The sequence below is a fragment of the Enterobacter sp. E20 genome, from assembly GCF_000801755.2.
Lineage (GTDB): Bacteria > Pseudomonadota > Gammaproteobacteria > Enterobacterales > Enterobacteriaceae > Enterobacter > Enterobacter asburiae_B.
Genome location: NZ_CP012999.1, coordinates 2,456,961 through 2,476,068 on the forward strand (window position 1 = coordinate 2,456,961; position 19,108 = coordinate 2,476,068).

Consider the following 19,108-nt stretch of genomic DNA (forward strand, 5'->3'; position numbering starts at 1 on the left):
TCGTCAGCGATGTTTGACGAGGCATAAACATGCCTGTAACTCTTGGGTAAGCAACAATGAGCACTTTACTCACTGCACAATCTTTACGCGTTGATACGGCGTTTGGCACGCTCTTCGACTCGCTCTCCTTTACGCTGAAAAAAGGCGACCGCATTGGCCTGCTGGGCGACAACGGCTGCGGCAAAAGCACGCTGCTGAAGGTGCTGGACGGCACTGACTCCCCCGCCGCCGGAACGGTCGCGCTGGCCGGGCACTGCCTGATGGCGCGCGTGGAGCAACATCTCCCGGACGCCATTTTCCCGTTGACCATGCTGGATGCCGTACTCGCACAGCTGCCTTTAGCCGAGCGCGATAGCCTGCGCTGGAAAGCCGAAACGCTGCTGGCAGGCATGGGCTTCACGCCGCAGGATATGGCGCTGCAATCCGCCACGCTGAGCGGCGGGCAGCACACCCGCCTGCTGCTGGCGCGGGCGCTGATTCATGAGCCGGATCTGCTCCTGCTCGATGAACCCAGCAACCACCTTGATTTGCCGACCATGCTCTGGCTGGAACACTTTCTGCAGAACTGGTCAGGCAGCTTCGTGCTGGTCTCGCACGACCGACAGCTGCTGGATGCCGTCACTAACGGCAGCTGGATCCTGCGCGATAAAACGCTGCACTACTTCGCCCTTCCCTGCACGGCCGCCCGCAAGGCGCTAGAAGCAAAGGATGAGAGCGACGCGCAGCGCCACAAGGCGGAGCAAAAGGAGATCGACCGCGTGACTGCCAGCGCCAAGCGGCTGGCGACCTGGGGCAAGGTTTACGACAACGAAGACCTGGCCCGCAAAGCCAAACAGATGGAAAAACAGGTCGAACGGCTGAAGGAGAGCCAGACGGCGCTCACGGCAGGCAGCCCGTGGACGTTAACCCTGCGCGGCGACGCGCTGCGGGCCGACCGTTTGCTGGAAATGGAAAATCTCGACGTACCTCCTGCACCTGGCCTGCCGGCGTTGTTCAGCATCGAAATGGCGCGGCTAAAAAGCGGCGATCGCGTGGCGATTGTCGGTCGTAACGGCTGCGGCAAATCGTCGCTGATGAGGCTTATCTGGCAACAGTTTGCCGATGAGACCACAGACAGCGGGTTGAAAATCCATCCGCGCGTGTCGCCAGGCTATTACGACCAGACGCTTCACCAGCTTGCGGACAACGCCACGCTGCTCGACGCGCTGGAGCCTTTCGCGCCGGATCCGCAGAACCGCAAAATGGCGCTGATAAGCGCGGGTTTCCCGTGGGCGCGTCACGGGCAAACGGTCAGCACGCTCAGCGGCGGCGAGCGCTCGCGCCTGCTGTTCGTTGGCCTGACGCTTGCCCGCTACAGCCTGCTGATGCTGGATGAGCCGACCAACCACCTCGACATGGAAGGCAAAGAGGCGCTGGCGCAAACCCTTCAGCAGTTTGAAGGCGGCGTTCTGCTGGTCAGCCACGACCGTCAGTTAATTAGCCAAAGCTGCAACCGTTTCTGGCTGATTGAAGAGGGAAAGCTGAGCGAGTGGCACGATGCAGAAGCGGTGTTTGAGCGCCTGCGTGAAAGCGCGGGGCTGGCGACATCCACCGCGCCCACCATCGACGCGGCGACGGTTCAACCCTCGCCGTATGACGATCTGCTCGAACGGCTGGTCGCGCTGGAAACGCTGCTGGAAGACGATCTGGCGCGTAAGCCGAAGCATCAAAAGCCGCAGCTGCAGGCGCAATGGCGTAAAGAGATTGAGGAGATAGAGGCACAGCTGTAAGTCTGCGCCCGGCGAGTCTCTCGTCGGGCCAGTATTTTCCCCCTAAATTATTAGAGGAACGCCGTATTCTTATTCTGAAAATGGATTAAATAATGACATTATGTTGCCGTTGCCTTGCATTACAGCGCCAAACCACTAATCCTTGAGGGGTATTACACCTGCTATGCAGATACTCATCATGAACAAGGAGATACACATGAAGGCTGCTGTTGTCACTCAGGATCATCAGGTCAATATCACCGAAAAAACCTTACGCCCGCTAAAGCACGGGGAGGCCCTGCTGAAGATGGAATGCTGTGGCGTATGCCATACCGATCTCCACGTGAAGAACGGTGATTTTGGCGATAAAACCGGGGTTATCCTGGGCCACGAAGGGATTGGTATCGTAAAAGAAGTCGGCCCCGGCGTGAAGTCGCTGAAAGTCGGCGATCGTGCAAGCGTGGCCTGGTTTTTTGAAGGCTGTGGCCACTGCGAATACTGTAATACCGGCAACGAAACCCTGTGCCGCGACGTGAAAAATGCCGGTTACTCCGTTGATGGCGGCATGGCGGAAGAGTGCATCGTCACCGCGGATTACGCGGTAAAAGTGCCGGACGGTCTGGAATCCGCTGCTGCCAGCAGCATCACCTGTGCCGGCGTTACCACCTACAAAGCGGTGAAGGTGTCCGAAATCAAACCAGGCCAGTGGATCGCGATTTACGGTCTGGGCGGGCTGGGCAACCTCGCGCTGCAATATGCCAAAAACGTCTTTAACGCCAAAGTCATCGCTCTCGACGTTAACGACGAACAGCTGAAGCTGGCTGCCAGCATGGGTGCAGATTTAACCATCAACTCCCGCAGCGAAGACGCCGCGAAAATTGTGCAGGAGAAAACCGGCGGCGCGCATGCCGCAGTCGTTACTGCCGTCGCAAAAGCCGCATTCAACTCAGCCGTTGACGCCGTGCGTGCCGGTGGCCGCGTGGTCGCCGTTGGCCTGCCGCCGGAAGCGATGAGCCTCGACATTCCGCGTCTGGTGCTGGACGGCATCCAGGTGGTGGGTTCCCTGGTCGGCACCCGTCAGGATCTGCAGGAAGCCTTCCAGTTCGCCGCTGAAGGTAAGGTGGTGCCGAAAGTCACGATGCGTCCAATCGAGGACATCAACGCCATTTTTAAAGAGATGGAACAGGGCCAGATCCGCGGCCGTATGGTGATCGACCTACGTTCATAATCGTTCATCTTTCATTACCGCTCCTCGCTGGGGCGGTTTTTTTATAGCCATTTTCCGGCAATCCTTATCTTAATTCCTTGGTTCCCTTGTTTTCCCCCGCGCCCGATGATGAATCCGACGCTAACAAGAAGATAACAAAGGAATTCACCATGCAAACCCCATTTCGTCTGCCGCTGCTGACGGCGCTGATTCTGGCGACAACCGCAGCCTGGGCCGCAGATGCGCCCGTCAAAGGCGGCACGCTGATTTATCTGGAGCAACAGGCGCACACCAACCTCTATCCGCCTGCCGGTGGCTTTTACCCGAACGGCGGCATTCTGAATCAAATCACCGACAAACTGACGTGGCAGAACCCAAAAACGCTGCAGGTGGAACCCTGGGTGGCCGAAAGCTGGACCACCAACGCCGATAAAACCGAATACACCTTTAAGCTTCGTCCCGGCATCACCTTCTCCGACGGCACGCCGCTGGACGCCAACGCCGTGGCGAAAAACTTTGATACCTACGGTTTAGGCAATAAGGCGCAGCGCCTGCCGGTGTCAGAAGTGATCAATAACTACGATCGCAGCGAAGTCATCGACCCGCTGACCGTGAAGTTCTACTTCAAAAAACCGTCGCCGGGGTTCCTGCAGGGCACCGCCACCATTGGCTCGGGTCTGGTCTCGCTCAGCACGCTGAAGCGCAACTTCGAAGAGCTGGGAGATGCCCGCCACATCATTGGTTCCGGCCCGTTTGTGGTGAAGGACGAGAAGCTGGGTCGTGAAGTGACGCTCGAAGCGCGCAAAGACTACCAGTGGGGGCCGAAAAATCTGGCGCAGCAGGGGCCAGCCAATCTCGACGGCATCAAGTTTATCGTGACCCAGGAAGACAGCGTGCGCGTGGGCGCCCTGCTGGCCGGTCAGGCCGACTTTATTCGCCAGGTGCAGGCGTATGACGAAAAGCAGGCGACCGATCGGGGCTATAAGATCTACGCCGCCCCGACGCGCGGGGTGAACGACAGCATCAGCTTCCGCCCGGATAACCCGCTGGTCTCCGATATTCGCGTTCGCCAGGCGCTGCTGCATGCCACCAATGCAAAACAGGTGGTCGAGACCCTCTTCTCGGCCAACTATCCGCAGGCGAAGTCCGTGATTGCCGGTTCCGCCGCAGGCTTTGTCGATCTCAGCGACAAATTGACCTTTGACCCGGCAAAAGCCAACCAGCTGCTGGACGAGGCGGGCTGGAAAGCAGGCGGCGACGGGATCCGCGCCAAAGACGGCCAGCGTCTGGCGCTGACGGTGTATGAATCCCTGCCGCAGCCGCAAAACAAAGAGGTTCTGCAGCTGGTTGCCCAGCAGTGGCGCCAGGTGGGCGTGGCGCTGAGCGTCAAAGCCGGAGACGCAGGCAGCCGCACGCTGGATAACCTTGACCCGCTGAAAACCCCGTTAACCGTCTCCGAAGTGGGCCGCGCCGATCCGGACGTGGTGAAAAGCATGTTCTACCCGGCTAACCGCGACGCGCTGCTGCAAAAAGGCGGATCCAGCGACAAGGTCAAAAACTTCCGTGACGACAGGCTGAATGCGCTGCTGGTGAACATTTCGGCTGAGGTCGACCCGCAAAAACGCCTGCAGCTGGCGGGGGACGCCCAGCGCTACCTGCTGGATAACGCCTACGTCATTCCGATTTTCGAAGAGCCGCAGGTCTTTGCCGGTGCGCCGTGGCTGAAAGGCGTCAATTTTGAAGCGGTAGGCCGCCCGTCGTTCTACGGCGCGTGGATTGAGAAACACTGAGGAGCTGACGATGCGCCACGCACTTCTTCAACGCTTTGGGCACGGGCTGCTGGTACTGTGGGCCGCCTTTACCCTCTCGTTCGTGTTGCTCCAGGTGCTGCCGGGCGACGCGGTGCTGATTAAATTTCAGAACCCGGACCTGGGCTTAAGCCCGGCGCAAATCGAGGAGATGCGCGTGGCCTACGGCGCGGACAGCCCGCTGTGGCAGCAATACGGCCACACGCTGCTGGCAATGCTGCGCGGGGATTTCGGCTATTCGCTACAGGCAGGCGTGCCGGTCAGCGAGCTGATTGCCAGCAATCTGCCGGATACCCTGAGCCTCGCCCTGCCCGCGTTTGTACTCGCGGTCCTGCTGGCCTTTGCGCTGGCCTTTGCATCGCGTCTGCCGGGTCTGCGCTGGCTGAGCAATACCCTTCAGTCTCTGCCGGTCCTTTTTATCTCCTTACCGACGTTCTGGCTGGGGATTGCCCTCATCCAGCTCTTTTCTTTTCAGCTGCGGCTGATCCCGGTGATTAACCCGACGCCGCTGCAGGGGCTGATCCTGCCGATCGTGACCGTCGCGATCCCGATCTCCGCCCCGCTGGCGCAAATTCTGATGCGCAGTCTGGACCAGGTGGCGACGCAGCCTTTTGTCGCCGTCGCCCGTGCCAAAGGGCTGAGTGAAACCGCCGTCCTGTGGCGTCACGTGACCGGCAACGCCCTGCTGCCGGTCCTGAACATTGCCGGGCTGCTGCTGGGCGAGCTGATTGCCGGGGCGCTGATCACCGAAACCGTTTTTGGCCGCAGCGGGCTCGGACAGCTGACCCAGCAGGCGGTGAATAACCAGGATATCGCCGTACTTCAGGCGGTAGTGATGATTTCCGCCCTCGGTTTTGTCCTGATCAATCTGCTGGTGGATCTGCTGATGCCGCTGCTGGATCCCCGTCTGCAAACCGTTACCGGAGGTGCATCATGAGTCTGGTCGATTACGCTGCCGCCGCGCGAAAACGCGTTCCAGCCTGGCAGGCCGTGGAATGGCAACCGGGACTGTGGCTGGCGTGGGGGGTGATTATTCTCGCCGCTTTTGCCGCCGTAGCGCCCGGCCTGTTAACCCACTACAGCCCGATTGAGGGCATCGCCGGGGCACAGCGCCTGGCACCGCAGGCGGGACACTGGCTCGGCACCGATCAGCTTGGCCGCGATGTTTACACGCGTATTGTCTACGGTGCATCACACTCCCTGAGCGCGGCGCTGGCCGCCGTGACGATGGGGCTGGTGGTCGGCACCGGCTTAGGGGTGATCGCCGGGGCGTTCGCCGGGCGCGTCGAGTCTCTGCTGATGCGCTTCGTCGACGTGTTGCTCTCCATCCCGTCTCTGCTGCTCTCGCTGACGGTGATTATTCTGCTCGGTTTTGGCACCGTTAACGCCGCGATTGCCGTCGGCGTTGCCTCCATTGCCAGCTTCGCCCGCCTCGCGCGCGGTGAAGTCGTGCGTATCCGCCATACGGATTATGTCGAAGCGGCGTTCGGCAGCGGCGGGACGTTTTTCGCCGTGCTGTGGCGACACATCCTGCCCAACGCGTTAACCGCCGTCCTCGCCTTTGCCACGCTGCAGTTTGGTCAGGCAATCCTGGCGCTCTCCACGCTGAGCTTTCTCGGCTACGGCACCCCGCCGCCCGTGCCGGAATGGGGCTTACTGATTGCCGAAGGCCGTAACTATCTCTCTACCGCCTGGTGGCTCACCACCTTCCCCGGCGTGGTCGTCATCGCCGTGGTGCTGGCCACCAACCGTATCAGCCAACAGTTCAGCGGAGGTCGCTAATGACCGTTCTCTCAGTGGAAAATTTGACGATTAGCTACCGTTCCGCTCGCCAGTGGCGAGAGGTGGTGCATAACGTCAGCTTCACGCTCGGACGAGGGGAAATGCTGGCGTTCGTCGGCGAATCCGGATCCGGCAAGACGACCACGGCGCAGGCGATCATTGGCCTGCTGGCCGATAACGCCCGGCGCGATGCGGGAAAAATATCGCTCAACGGCGAGGAGATTAGCCGATGGTCCGCGAAGCGCCTCGATACCCTTCGCGGCGCGCGAATTAGCCTGGTACCGCAGGATCCGGGTAATTCGCTCAACCCGGTGAAGACCATCGGGGCGCAGGTCGGAGAGATCGTTCAGCTCCACCAGAAGGTGACCCGCGCCGAGCGCGACGAGCAGGTGCTCGCCCTGCTGACAAAGGTCGGCCTGAGCCACCCCGAACAGCGCATGACGCAGTATCCCCATCAGCTCTCCGGCGGGATGAAACAGCGCGTGCTGATTGCCATCGCGATAGCGCTGCGCCCGGACGTGATCGTTGCCGATGAGCCCACCAGCGCGCTGGATGTGACGGTGCAAAAACGTATTCTCGATCTGCTGGATATCCTGCGCCGGGAGTCGGGTACCGCCGTTCTGTTTGTCACCCACGATCTGGCGCTGGCCGCACAGCGCGCGGACAGGCTGCTGGTGTTTCGCGATGGCGAGGTTCAGGAACAGGGCAACACCGGCGATATCGTCCGCACGCCGCAGCACGCCTACACCCGCCAGCTGTTGAGCGATCTCCAGGGCCAGCGCCTGACCATCGCCCCGGTAGCCGGTCTCCCGCTCGCGTCGCCGGCCATTCGCGCCCGCGCCATCAGCAAGCAATTCTCCCTGGGCAAAGGTCATCAGCTTCAGGCGCTGGATCGGGTGACGTTTGACGTCAGGCGCGGCAGCACGCATGCGCTGGTCGGTGAATCCGGCTCCGGGAAAACCACCCTCGCCCGTATTTTGCTGGGTTTTGAACAGGCCGACAGCGGACAGGTCATCATTGATGATATTGATGCCACCACGCTCAGCCGCGAGGCCCGCCGTCAGTTGCGCCAGAAGATCCAGTTCGTCTACCAGAACCCGTTTGCCTCTCTCGACCCGCGACAGACGCTGTTCGAGATCATCGAGGAGCCCCTGAAGAACTTTTCTCGACTCAGTAAGGCGCAGCGAAAGCTCCGGGTGGAGACGGTGGCGCAGCGGGTTGCCCTGCCCGTCGAATTCCTGACCCGCACCGCCCGGGAGCTTTCAGGCGGACAGCGCCAGCGCGTTGCCATTGCCCGGGCGCTGATCCTGGAGCCGACCATTCTGGTGCTGGACGAAGCCACCTCCGCGCTGGACGTCACCGTGCAGGCGCAGATCCTGGCTCTGCTTCAGCAGCTGCAGCAGCAGCTGGGATTGACCTACCTCTTTATCACGCACGATCTGTCAACTGTCCGCCGGATCGCCCACAGCGTCACGGTGCTGCGCGGCGGTCAGGTGGTCGAACAGGGCGACGTCGGAACCTTATTCGCGTCGCCGCAGAACGACTATACCCGCGAGCTGATTGACGCCATTCCCCATTTTTCACCCGCTACGGAGGAGTTCGCATGACGCGAAAACGCCTGGGATTTTTCACCCGCCTGCTTGACGACGCTGCGCCGAAGGAGCGCTATCGTCTGGCAACTGAACAGATCCGCCACGCCGAACGCCACGGTTTTGACAGCGCCTGGATTGCCCAGCACCACTTCCACGAAAGTGAAGGCGGCCTGCCGTCGCCGCTGCTGTTTCTGGCGCACGTCGCCGCGCATACCGAAACCATCCGTCTGGGCACGGCCATCATTACCCTGCCGATGGAAAACCCGCTGCGCGTCGCGGAAGATGCCGCCGTGCTCGATTTACTCGCCGATGGTCGTCTTGAGGTCGGTTTTGGTTCGGGCGGCACACCGACCTCATTTCTGCCGTTCGGCCTGACGTTCGAGGAGCGCGGCGCGGCCTTTGCTGACCATTTGCATGTGATCCAGAGCGCCTGGCGCGGGGATTCGCTTACCCATCCGGATAACCACCTTTACCCGCCTGCGCCACAGCTGGCCGACCGTATCTGGATTGCCACCTTCTCTGTTGACGGAGCCGTTCGCGCCGCCCGGGCCGGACACGGTTTAATGCTCTCCCGCACGCAGCCGCGCCCGGCAGATCGGCTGGATTTAACGCTCGACGAGATCCAGAACCCGATTGTGGATGCCTACCTTGAGGCGCTGCCTGCGGGCATCGCACCGCGCATTCTGGCCTCCCGTACGGCGTTCGTCGCCGACAGCGACGACTATGCGCTCAGGGTCGCAACGCCGGGCCTCACGAAACAGGCCCAGCAGCATCGCGCTGCCGGGCACGTGGTTAAAGGTGACAACGTCACTGATTATCGCCGCCAGTTTGACGCGCATATTGGTTCGCCCGACACGGTGCTGCATTCGCTGAATGCTGACTCCATTCTCAGGCGCGCCACGGATATCTCATTCCAGGTCCATTCGGTCGAACCCACGCATCGCGACACGCTGCGGTCCATCGAACTGATCGCCGAACGTATTGCCCCCCACATCCTTTGAGGAGACACCTATGTCGTTAAGTCAGGACATTCTCGCCGAGCTGGCGGAAATTAAACCCGGTTCCCCTCTGGCAGAGGCGCGCGCCACGCGTGATGCCGCCACGCGCCACGCGCAGGGCAGCTACGAAATTCTCTTTAGCCAGCAGAATGCTGATTTTGCACTCGACGAGCGCTTCGCCGTGGCGGCAAAAGTCGCCAGGTGGCACAGCGCTGAGGCGCTGGCCGCGCACTATGCGGGGTTTGGCCTGGCCGACCCCACCTCAGAACGCCTGACCCCGGCGCTGAATTTCGCGCGGCTGCTGACGTTCTCCCCCGTCGAAGCGACGCCCGCAGCGTTAAGGGCGCTGACCCAGGCGGGATGGAGCAAGGAAGGCATTGTTACCCTGGCGCAGCTTATTGCGTTTGTGAGCTTCCAGAGCCGACTCATCACCGGGCTGCGGCTGCTGAATGACAGGCCCGTCGCCAAAAGCGATGCGCCGGTGGCGGCAGGCATCTGGCACACGACCGCAACAACGGTCACCGGAAAGGCGGCCCCCGTCGCGTTCACCCAGCAGGAGCTGGGATGGGAACCGTGGATAGCGGCCAAACCGCTGGCGGATTTCAGTGACGATGAGGTTGCCATCCTGGCGAAATTTGGCCATACCGATTCCGAGTACTTCCGCCTGCTGGCGCGCAACCTGCCGGTGCTTGAACAGCGCACGTTAACGGATAAAGGCATTTTTTATACATCGGGGGGATTGCCGCGCGCCGAGCGCGAGCTGGCCGCAACGGTCGCCAGTAAAATCAACGGCTGCATTTACTGCGCATCTGTCCATGCGCGTAAAGCCAGCCAGCTGTCAAAGGATGACGCGGCGGTAGAAGCCCTGCTGGCCGTGAGGCCGGGGCGGTCCCTGAGCGAGGGGCAATCCGCACGCTGGCAGGCGGAAATCGATTTTGCGGCGGCGCTGTCGGTCACGCCGCCTGCCGCCTCGCCGCTGCACCTTGCCGCGCTGGAAAAAGAGGGGCTGGATACCTTAGCGCAGCTCGATCTGGTGCAATCCGCCGCGTTCTTCGCCTGGGCCAACCGCCTGATGCTGACCCTGGGTGAGCCCTGGCTTGCCTGAAGCCTGTCAGGCTAGCGCGCGAGCGTTAGCCTGAGCCCGTCTGGCCCGCAGGTGACCATAGATCAGCAGTGCACTCATGGCCGAGAAAGAAAGTATTGCCGCCGGCAGCGTGACGTAACGCCAGCTAAAGCCGAGGACAATCATCATTCCGCCAAAGTACGCGCCAATCGCACTGCCGAGATTAAACGCCATCTGTCCCCCTGCCGCACCCAGCATCTCACCGCCCTTCGCATTTTGCAGAAGCAGAATTTGTAGCGGCGCAGAGAGCGCGAACAGCCCGGCACAGCAGATAAAGCCCATGATCAGCGAGGCCGTTTTCAGTTCACCAAAGGCGAAAAGCAGCAGCAGCGAGGCGACAATCACCATGTCGGTGGTGGCCGCAATGCGCAGCGGGCTAAAACGCCCCGAGAGCTTACCGCTCAGCAGATTGCCCAACACCATGCCAAGCCCCATCAGCATCATGATGGCCGTCATCATCCCTTCTGAAAAACCGGAGACGTTGACCATAAACGGCTTAACGAAGCTAAACCACGCGAACACCCCGGCGTTGCCAAACATCGTGGCGGCAAAAATCAGCCAGGGTTCTGGTTTTTTCAAAAAGTGGAACTGCTCGGTCAATTTAATTTCTGATTTGTCATGGATGTCCGGCACCCAGAGCAGCACTGAAAGGATCACCAACGCATTGAACACGGCAATCAGGAAAAAGGTATAGCGCCAGCTGAACTGGTGCCCAAGCCAGGTGCCCAGCGGAACGCCCACCAGGTTAGCCACGGTCATACCGGCGATCATCCCCGCCACCGCGACCGTCACCTTACCCGGCGGCGCAATTTTGGAGAGGATAATCGCCCCGACGCCAAAAATGGCCCCGTGCGGAAAACCGGAAATCAACCGTCCCAGCGCCAGCCAGAAGTACGACGTTGAGAACGTAAACAGGCCGTTGCCGACAGCGGACATCGCCACCAGAAACAGCAGCGTGGTTTTTAACGAGAACTTGCCTGAGAACAGCGCCACAATCGGGGCGCCAATCACCACCCCGAACGCATAAAACGAGATCATATTCCCGGCAGAAGGAATCGAAATACCGGTGTCATGTGCCAGTTCGGTGAGCACGCCCATAATGCCAAATTCAGCCATTCCGAGGCCAAAGGTGCCAAGCGCCAACGAAAAAATTGTCTTTTTCATACTTCAACCACTGGTTAATCACTCGCGACGGGCATTATTGAATAATCTTGTATGGTGAGCCAGTTCAAATCCGTTGGCTGGCAGGTTAATCCATTAATTCAGGTGGATTACACTTCATAGTGCGGCCTCGCTTTTTTCCGCGCCGGACAATCTGAGGATGACCATCATGGGAAGCAAAAAGAAAACCAGTGTCGCTGTTGATGTCGTAAAGAATGCTCCGTTAAAGACCAAAGAGTATGAACAAGAGCTACGTCGCCTCCACGTTGAACTGGTTAAGCTCCAGCAGTGGGTCGTCGCCAAAGGGCTAAAAGTGTGTATTGTTTTTGAAGGACGCGACGGAGCGGGTAAAGGTGGCACCATTAAAGCGATCACCGAGCGCGTCAGCCCTCGCGTGTTTCGCGTTGTTGCCCTCCCTGCACCCACCGAGAAAGAGAAAACCCAGCTCTATTTTCAGCGTTATGTTCCCCATCTGCCTGCCGCCGGGGAGATCGTCATTTTCGACCGCAGCTGGTACAACCGCGCGGGTGTCGAGCGGGTAATGGGATTCTGCACCCCCGAGCAGGTTGAGAAGTTTCTTGATGGTGCGCCGGTGATGGAAAAAGCGATGGTGGATGCCGGGATTATCTTGCTGAAATACTGGCTGGAGGTCACGCCTAAAGAGCAGGAGCGCCGCCTGCGCGACCGTATTAACGATGGTCGTAAAATCTGGAAGCTATCGCCGATGGATATTAAGTCCTTTAACCTGTGGGACGAGTATACCCTCGCGCGCGACGCCATGTTTGAAGCGACAGATACCGCCTGGGCGCCGTGGTTTGTAGCGCGTTCAGAAGATAAAAAACGCGTGCGCCTGAATATTATTTCGCACCTGCTCACACAAATTCCCTATAAAGAAATTCACGTCGAAAAAGTGGATTTACCGAAACGTAAAATAGGCAAAGCCAAACCCACAAAATATCCATTCCGGTATGTGGAGGAGCGGTTCTGAAATTACTGGAATACGCCTCGCAGAATGTAGATTACCAGGGGATACGGTATTGTTTTTTGTTGGCTGCGGTTGATAATGACCGCACCAACAAAGGAGATACAAATGAAGCCAAACCGAAGCAAAGACTATGGCAAAAGGGAGAGCATAGCGAGTGGAGTCTCCCGTGAAGCCCGGACGCCAGAGACTCGAAGACGAGATCATCAGCAAGATAAAGAATTCATAAAAGCCATAAATGAATTTACGGCTAAAGCGGGATTATTATCAGACGATCCTTTCTTTGGAGGGATTTAATGTGCTTTCAGTTTGACATTTACCGTAACCCTTCAGAAAGAACACGGGACTACCAGCCTTATTTTATGATAATTCAACATGACTATTATGATGATTTATCAACAAGACTGATTATTCCATTGAGCTACCATAGCTATCTACGTGGACATATCAATGCCGCGATGCCTTTAGTGAATATTAATTTCGAGCGATATTTCCTTAACACCGCTGGCATAACACACGTGGAAAAACAGAAACTAAATAATAAAGATTATGTATGTAACCTTCGCAGCGCGAGAAGTACTGTTATCGCGGCGATAGATGCGTTAGTGACCAATACATAACGTAGGCCCGCGCAAGCGCAGCGCCGTCGGGCAAAGCCGACGGCGCAGGTCTTACTTCATTCCTTCCGTGCTTTCCTGTTTCGCTTCCAGTCGTTCCACATCACGATACCAGCGCGGGTGGTGTTTCTGCGCCCAGCGGCGGCTCACCTTCCCTTCAATCATCCCTTTAATCGATCCCTTTACCCAGAACGCCATATACATATGGATCAGGATGGCGTGGATCAGAATGATGGCCGAGGTGGCGTGGATCAGCAGCGCGTAGCGAATCACCTGAATCGGAAAATAGTGCGCAAAATACGGACGCCAGATAATCACGCCGGTCACCAGAAGCACAAAAATCATGCTCATGATGGTCCAGAACATCATCTTCTGCCCGGCGTTGTATTTCCCCACCTTCGCGACCTTATGCTCGTTGCCCTTCAGGACTTCGACGATCCCTTTCACCCACGGGATATCCTGCCTGTCCGGGATGTTGTGGTGGACAAAGCGCACGAACATAAACATCAGCACCACGAAAATCAGCACGCCGAAGAACGGATGCAGAATGCGCCCCATCTGCGGCGTGCCGAAGGTTTCGGTCAGCCACTGCAGCGTCGGGAAGAAGAACGAAATCCCCGACACCGCCACCAGGAAGAAGCAAATCACGACCGTCCAGTGACAGGCGCGGTCAACAAACTTCGTGCGCACGATCGTTTTCGACTTACTCATGATGCTCCTCCTCGTCCTCATCCACCTCTTTGTTTGGCCCGATACCGATGTAGTGATAAATCAGCCCGGCAAAGGTGGCGATAAAGCCCGCCGCCAAGAGCGGCTTAAGCGCCCCTTTCCAGAGGTTGATGGAGGTATCGATCGCCGGATCCTTCGGCAGGTTGTGGTACAGCTCCGGCTGGTCGTTATGGTGCAGCACATACATCACGTGCGTACCGCCCACGCCCTGCGGGTTATAAATGCCCGCATTCTCGTAGCCGCGCGCTTTCAGCTTGTCCACGCGCTGTTGCGCCACGTCCAGCATCTCTTTTTTGGTGCCGAAGTGGATCGCCCCTGTCGGGCAGGTTTTCACACACGCAGGCTCCTGCCCGACGCTGACGCGGTCCACGCACAGGGTGCATTTGTATACCCGGTTATCCTCTTTATTGAGGCGCGGGATATTAAACGGACAGCCCGCGATGCAGTACCCGCAGCCGATGCAGTTGTCCTGCTGGAAGTCGACGATACCGTTGGCGTACTGAATAATCGCGCCGGCAGACGGGCACGCCTTCAGGCAGCCCGGATCTTCACAGTGCATGCAACCGTCTTTACGGATGAGCCATTCCAGCCTGCCGTTCTGGTCGGTTTCGCTAAAGCGCATCACCGTCCAGGATTTGGCGCTCAGATCCGCCGGATTGTCGTAGACCCCCACGCAGTGCCCCACCTCGTCGCGGATATCGTTCCACTCCGAGCAGGCCACCTGGCAGGCCTTACAGCCCACGCAGGAGGAGACGTCGATAAGCTTAGCGACCTCTGCCTTGTAGTCCCGCGCGCGGGGCGCGGGGGTAATCGGGTTTGTCGCGGAGCGTTTGATAACGTCTTGTGTTTCCATCGCCATTGAATCGCTCCTTACGCTTTCTCGATGTTGACCAGAAACGCCTTGTACTCCGGCGTTTGCGAGTTGGAATCGCCGACGTTTGGCGTCAGGGTATTGGCGATGTAGCCTTTCTGCGCCACGCCCTCAAAGCCCCAGTGCAGCGGGATCCCGACGGTTTCCACCTGCTGGCCGTGCACGTTCAGGCATTGAAGACGACGGGTCACCACCGCCACCGCGCGAATAAAGCCGCGCTTGCTGCTTACCTTCACGCGGTCGCCGTTGGCGATGCCTTTCGCCTTCGCCAGCGTCTCGCTGATCTCCACAAACTGTTCCGGCTGCGCGATGGCGTTAAGCCGCGCGTGCTTGGTCCAGGTGTGGAAATGCTCGGTCAGGCGATAGGTCGTCCCTACGTACGGGAACTTGTCCTTTTTACCTAAGCGCAGGACGTCGTCTTCGTAGATACGCACCACCGGGCTGGAGACCACGTTCGGGTGCAGCGGGTTGGTGCCGAGCGGCGTTTCCATCGGCTCGTAGTGTTCCGGGAACGGCCCTTCCGCCAGCTTGTTGAGGGCAAACAGGCGTCCCAGCCCTTCCGGCTGCATGATGAATGGCCCGGTGTTGCTGCCCGGCGCGGCGGTGTTGTAGTCCGGGATATCGTTCCCCGCCCACTTCGCCCCGTTCCACTGGATCAGCATGCGTTTCGGATCCCACGGCTTGCCGTTTACGTCTGCAGACGCGCGGTTGTACAGCACGCGACGGTTCAGCGGCCACGCCCATGCCCAGCCCAGCGTATTGCCCAGCCCGGACGGGTCGGCGTTGTCGCGGTTGGCCATCTGGTTGCCCTGCTCCGTCCAGCTGCCGGTGTAGATCCAGCATGACGACGCCGTCGTGCCGTCATCGCGCAGCAGCGCGAAGCTGTTCAGCAGCTGGCCTTTCTTCGCCACCAGGTTGCCGCTGGCGTCATAGAGATCCGCCAGCGCCACGCCGTTGTTCTCTTTGGCGACTTCCTCTGACTCAGGATGGTCAGGCTGCCTGTAGCTCCAGCCCATCTTCAGCAGCGGCTCAGCGCCCTTGCCGCCTTCGGTGCGGTACATTTCGCGCAGGCGATGGTAAATCCCGGCCAGGATTTCGCCGTCGTTACGCGCTTCGCCCGGCGCATCCTGGCCTTTCCAGTGCCACTGCAGCCAGCGGCCGGAGTTGGCAATCGAACCGTCCTCTTCCGCAAAGCAGGTGGACGGCAGGCGGAACACTTCGGTTTGAATCGACGCCGGATCGACATCGTTCGATTCCCCGTGGTTCTGCCAGAAGGTGGACGTTTCGGTCACCAGCGGATCGATAACCACCATGTACTTCAGCTTGCTCAGGCTGCGAACGACTTTGTTCTTGTCCGGGAAGGAGGCCACCGGGTTAAAGCCCTGGCAGATATACCCCGTGACGTCGCCCTTATCCATCATGTTGAAGTACTTGATGACGTCGTACGCCTGGTCCCACTTCGGCAGCCACTCAAAGCCCCAGTCGTTCTCCTTCTGCGCCGCGTCGCCGTAGAAGGATTTCATCAGGCTGACGTAGAACTTCGGATAGTTGCTCCAGTAGTTCACCTGATCCGGCAGCGTCGCTTTCGGCGTATTGGCCTCAAGATACGTTTGCAGATCCGCCTGCTTTTCCGACGGCAGCGTCAGGTAGCCGGGCAAGCTGGTGGAGAGCAGACCGAGGTCGGTCAGCCCCTGAATGTTGGAGTGACCGCGCAGCGCGTTTACGCCGCCCCCCGCCATGCCCATGTTGCCGAGCAGCAGTTGGATCATCGCCATGGTGCGGATGTTCTGCGCGCCGACGGTGTGCTGCGTCCAGCCCAGCGCGTAGAGGAACGTGGTGGTTCTGTCGGCGGCGCTGGTGGAGGCCAGCACTTCACACACCTTCAGGAAGTCCGCTTTCGGCGTGCCGCAGATGTTTTCCACCACCTCCGGCGTGTAGCGGGAAACGTGCTGTTTCAGCAGGTTCCACACGCAGCGCGGGTGCGTCAGTGTTTCATCACGCAGCGCATAGCCGTTTTCATCGAACTGATAGTTCCAGGACGTTTTATCGTACTGGCGTTTTTCGGCGTCATAGCCGCTAAACAACCCGTCATCGAAGGCAAAATCATCCCGCACCAGCAGGTTCGCGTTGGTGTAGTGCTTAACGTATTCCGCGTTAATTTTGTTGTTTTCGATCAGGTACAGCAGCACGCCGGACAGGAACGTAATGTCCGTACCGGAGCGGATTGGCGCATAGATATCGGCCACCGATGCCGTACGCGTAAAGCGCGGATCGACGACGATAAGCGTCGCATCGTTGTTATTTTTCGCTTCCATCGCCCAGCGGAACCCCACCGGATGAGCTTCAGCGGCGTTACCGCCCATCACCACCACGACGTTAGCGTTTTTGATATCAACCCAGTGGTTGGTCATCGCACCGCGACCAAATGTTGGAGCAAGACTTGCTACCGTTGGTCCGTGTCAGACGCGCGCCTGGTTGTCTACCGCCAGCATGCCGAGAGAGCGCACAAATTTTTGCGTCAGCATGCCGGTTTCATTACTCGCCGCAGACGCGCACAGCATCCCGGTGGAAAGCCAGCGGTTAACCGTTACGCCCTGGGCGTTCTTTTCAATAAAGTTGGCGTCGCGGTCGGCTTTCATTAATTTGGCAATACGGGAGAAGGCCTCATCCCAGGAGATACGCTGCCACTTGTCGGAACCCGGCGCGCGATATTCCGGGTAGCGCAGGCGGTTTTCGCTGTGAACGTAGTCCAGCAGCCCCGCCCCTTTCGGGCAAAGCGCCCCGCGGCTCACCGGATGATCCGGGTCCCCTTCAATATGGTAAATCGCTTCTCTGGCGTTCTTCGCGCCATCGCCCAGGCTATACATCAAAAGCCCACAACCTACGGAGCAGTATGTGCAGGTGTTACGGATCTCTTTTGCGCGCAGCAGCTTATAGTTGCGTGCCTGAGCCAGCGCCATTTTGGGAGCAAATCCCAGCATGGCTGCCGTTGTTCCGGCCATACCGCCCGCGCAGATTTTAAAAAATTGTCTGCGGCTGACGTCCATTGTTGTCCTCGTTTTCATATAAGACTTCGCGCCGCAAACTAACAGCAAAGCCCCTGTTTTTTTTGCGTCAAATCAAGGTCATCTGCCTTCACCCCCTTAATAGTCACCCCCGGAACCTTTAAATACTCCTTTTTGATTAACGGTTTAAGAGAATAATTGGCGACAGCGTCAGGATGAATGCGATACATTTTTCCTCTGATTTTTATTGCAATGGCGAAGTAATGGACAGAAAGAGAGCAACGCTTATTGGGCTGGCGGCAATACTGTTATGGAGCACCATGGTCGGCCTTATTCGCAGCGTGAGTGAGGGACTGGGCCCGGTAGGCGGTGCGGCGATGATCTACACGCTGAGCGGATTACTGTGTCTGGTGACGGTAGGATTTCCTGATATCAGGCGGTTTTCACCCCGCTATCTTATTGCCGGCAGCGTTTTATTTGTCAGCTACGAAATATGCCTGGCGCTGTCGCTGGGCTATGCCGCAACGCGATCGCAGGCTATTGAAGTGGGCATGGTCAATTACCTTTGGCCGAGCCTGACTATTGTGTTTGCCATCTTGTTCAACGGGCAGAAATCGACCCTGTGGGTGATCCCCGGCTTAGCCGTCTCATTGCTGGGCGTATGCTGGGTATTGGGCGGTGAACAGGGTTTACATCTCGATGAAATAACCCGCAACATCGTTTCCAGCCCGCTGAGCTACGCGCTGGCGTTTGCCGGCGCCTTTATCTGGGCCGCCTACTGCACGGTCACCAGCAAATTTGCGAAAGGACAAAACGGCATTACCCTGTTTGTTTTGCTGACCGCGCTGAGCCTGTGGGTGAAATATTTCCTGAGCGATCAGCCCGAGATGGTGTTCACGCTTCCTGTGGTCGTGAAACTCGTCATGTGCGGTATTGCGCTTGGGTTTGGTTACGCCGCATGGAATATTGGCATCCTTCACGGTAACGTCACGGTACTCGCTGCCGTATCCTATTTTACCCCTGTCCTCTCCGCCGCGCTTGCCGCCGCAGTGCTGAGTTCGCCCCTCTCATTCTCGTTCTGGCAAGGCGCGCTGATGGTCTGCGCCGGGTCGTTGCTCTGCTGGTACGCAACAAGAAAATAATGCTTCTCTAACGGCCGGGCGAATTTCAGCCCGGCAACATAATTAACATTAATTTAAAGTGTGATGGCTCCTCAGAATATTTATCATAATTATCGCATTTCCGTTTAAATTCGGTTTATATTCACCGCCTTCTGTAAACGGCAGAAAAGATAATTGACACAAACTGACAACACTATGGAATTAATTAACTGCGAATATTAACGTCATGGATAGCATTGAGTGCAATAATTCATTTCTGACGTGTTCATGACAATATTCGCAATATACGTTGTAATTTACCCCTAACCTATTGTTATTAAGTCAAAACAGTAATAACAACCCCCTCAAAACATCGACAATACCG

At 58.3% G+C, this 19,108-nt stretch carries 16 protein-coding genes; 12 read left to right on the plus strand and 4 right to left on the minus strand.

What is annotated here, in order from left to right; translation table 11 throughout:
- The first annotated feature begins 56 nt into the window (after positions 1-56).
- From NI40_RS11590 to NI40_RS11625, 8 genes are all read left to right on the plus strand, one after another.
- A complete protein-coding gene (locus tag NI40_RS11590; protein ID WP_039262821.1) occupies positions 57-1,769 on the plus strand; it encodes an ABC-F family ATP-binding cassette domain-containing protein in 1,713 nt (570 codons plus the stop codon).
- A 196-nt stretch (positions 1,770-1,965) separates the two neighbouring features.
- Complete coding sequence (adhP, locus tag NI40_RS11595; RefSeq protein ID WP_039262822.1) at positions 1,966-2,976, plus strand: alcohol dehydrogenase AdhP; 1,011 nt, start codon at positions 1,966-1,968, stop codon at positions 2,974-2,976.
- 149 nt (positions 2,977-3,125) lie between these two features.
- A complete protein-coding gene (locus NI40_RS11600) occupies positions 3,126-4,745 on the plus strand; it encodes a TIGR04028 family ABC transporter substrate-binding protein (RefSeq protein WP_039262824.1) in 1,620 nt (539 codons plus the stop codon).
- A 10-nt stretch (positions 4,746-4,755) separates the two neighbouring features.
- The gene (locus NI40_RS11605; protein WP_024909556.1) at positions 4,756-5,700 is read left to right on the plus strand and encodes an ABC transporter permease; all 945 of its coding nucleotides are present in this window, start codon (positions 4,756-4,758) and stop codon (positions 5,698-5,700) included.
- Positions 5,697-6,545 (plus strand): ABC transporter permease, encoded by an 849-nt coding sequence (locus NI40_RS11610; RefSeq protein WP_039262825.1) that lies wholly within the window; start codon positions 5,697-5,699, stop codon positions 6,543-6,545. Before NI40_RS11605 ends, NI40_RS11610 begins: the two co-directional genes overlap by 4 nt.
- The gene (locus NI40_RS11615; protein WP_039262827.1) at positions 6,545-8,152 is read left to right on the plus strand and encodes a dipeptide ABC transporter ATP-binding protein; all 1,608 of its coding nucleotides are present in this window, start codon (positions 6,545-6,547) and stop codon (positions 8,150-8,152) included. The genes NI40_RS11610 and NI40_RS11615 overlap by 1 nt, the downstream gene beginning before the upstream one ends.
- On the plus strand, positions 8,149-9,138 hold the full coding sequence (locus tag NI40_RS11620) for a putative FMN-dependent luciferase-like monooxygenase (protein WP_033145634.1): 990 nt from the start codon (positions 8,149-8,151) through the stop codon (positions 9,136-9,138). Before NI40_RS11615 ends, NI40_RS11620 begins: the two co-directional genes overlap by 4 nt.
- A 10-nt stretch (positions 9,139-9,148) precedes the next feature.
- Positions 9,149-10,240 carry an alkylhydroperoxidase domain protein gene (locus tag NI40_RS11625; RefSeq protein WP_039262828.1) on the plus strand — a complete coding sequence of 364 codons (1,092 nt, stop codon included), beginning with the start codon at positions 9,149-9,151 and terminating at the stop codon, positions 10,238-10,240.
- A 6-nt stretch (positions 10,241-10,246) separates the two neighbouring features.
- On the opposite strand, the gene araJ is transcribed toward NI40_RS11625, so the two are convergent.
- A complete protein-coding gene (gene araJ / locus NI40_RS11630) occupies positions 10,247-11,422 on the minus strand; it encodes an MFS transporter AraJ (protein ID WP_039262829.1) in 1,176 nt (391 codons plus the stop codon).
- Between the two features lie 166 nt (positions 11,423-11,588).
- On the opposite strand from araJ, the gene ppk2 reads away from it, so the two are divergent.
- The 3 genes from ppk2 to NI40_RS22815 all read left to right on the plus strand — a co-directional run bounded on the left by ppk2 (position 11,589) and on the right by NI40_RS22815 (position 13,021).
- Complete coding sequence (ppk2, locus tag NI40_RS11635) at positions 11,589-12,407, plus strand: polyphosphate kinase 2 (protein WP_032656920.1); 819 nt, start codon at positions 11,589-11,591, stop codon at positions 12,405-12,407.
- Between the two features lie 102 nt (positions 12,408-12,509).
- Positions 12,510-12,698: a hypothetical protein gene (locus NI40_RS11640; RefSeq protein ID WP_039262830.1), complete on the plus strand. Its 189-nt coding sequence runs from the start codon at positions 12,510-12,512 to the stop codon at positions 12,696-12,698.
- On the plus strand, positions 12,698-13,021 hold the full coding sequence (locus NI40_RS22815) for a CcdB family protein (protein WP_045899529.1): 324 nt from the start codon (positions 12,698-12,700) through the stop codon (positions 13,019-13,021). Before NI40_RS11640 ends, NI40_RS22815 begins: the two co-directional genes overlap by 1 nt.
- Before the next feature lie 51 nt (positions 13,022-13,072).
- On the opposite strand, the gene fdnI is transcribed toward NI40_RS22815, so the two are convergent.
- Genes fdnI through fdnG form a run of 3 tightly spaced genes read right to left on the minus strand, consistent with a single transcriptional unit; the run spans position 13,073 to position 17,665 of the window.
- Positions 13,073-13,729 carry a formate dehydrogenase-N subunit gamma gene (gene fdnI, locus NI40_RS11645; RefSeq protein ID WP_039262831.1) on the minus strand — a complete coding sequence of 219 codons (657 nt, stop codon included), beginning with the start codon at positions 13,727-13,729 and terminating at the stop codon, positions 13,073-13,075.
- Entirely contained in the window at positions 13,722-14,606 is an 885-nt protein-coding gene (gene fdxH, locus NI40_RS11650; protein WP_039262832.1) for a formate dehydrogenase subunit beta, read from the minus strand. The genes fdnI and fdxH overlap by 8 nt, the downstream gene beginning before the upstream one ends.
- 11 nt (positions 14,607-14,617) lie before the next feature.
- Positions 14,618-17,665 carry a formate dehydrogenase-N subunit alpha gene (fdnG, locus tag NI40_RS11655; protein WP_139152916.1) on the minus strand — a complete coding sequence of 1,016 codons (3,048 nt, stop codon included), beginning with the start codon at positions 17,663-17,665 and terminating at the stop codon, positions 14,618-14,620.
- Positions 17,666-17,886: 221 nt separating this feature from the next.
- Here fdnG and yddG point away from each other — a divergent pair, with 221 nt between their 5' ends.
- Positions 17,887-18,765 carry an aromatic amino acid DMT transporter YddG gene (gene yddG / locus NI40_RS11665; RefSeq protein ID WP_033145645.1) on the plus strand — a complete coding sequence of 293 codons (879 nt, stop codon included), beginning with the start codon at positions 17,887-17,889 and terminating at the stop codon, positions 18,763-18,765.
- The last annotated feature ends 343 nt before the right edge of the window (positions 18,766-19,108 follow it).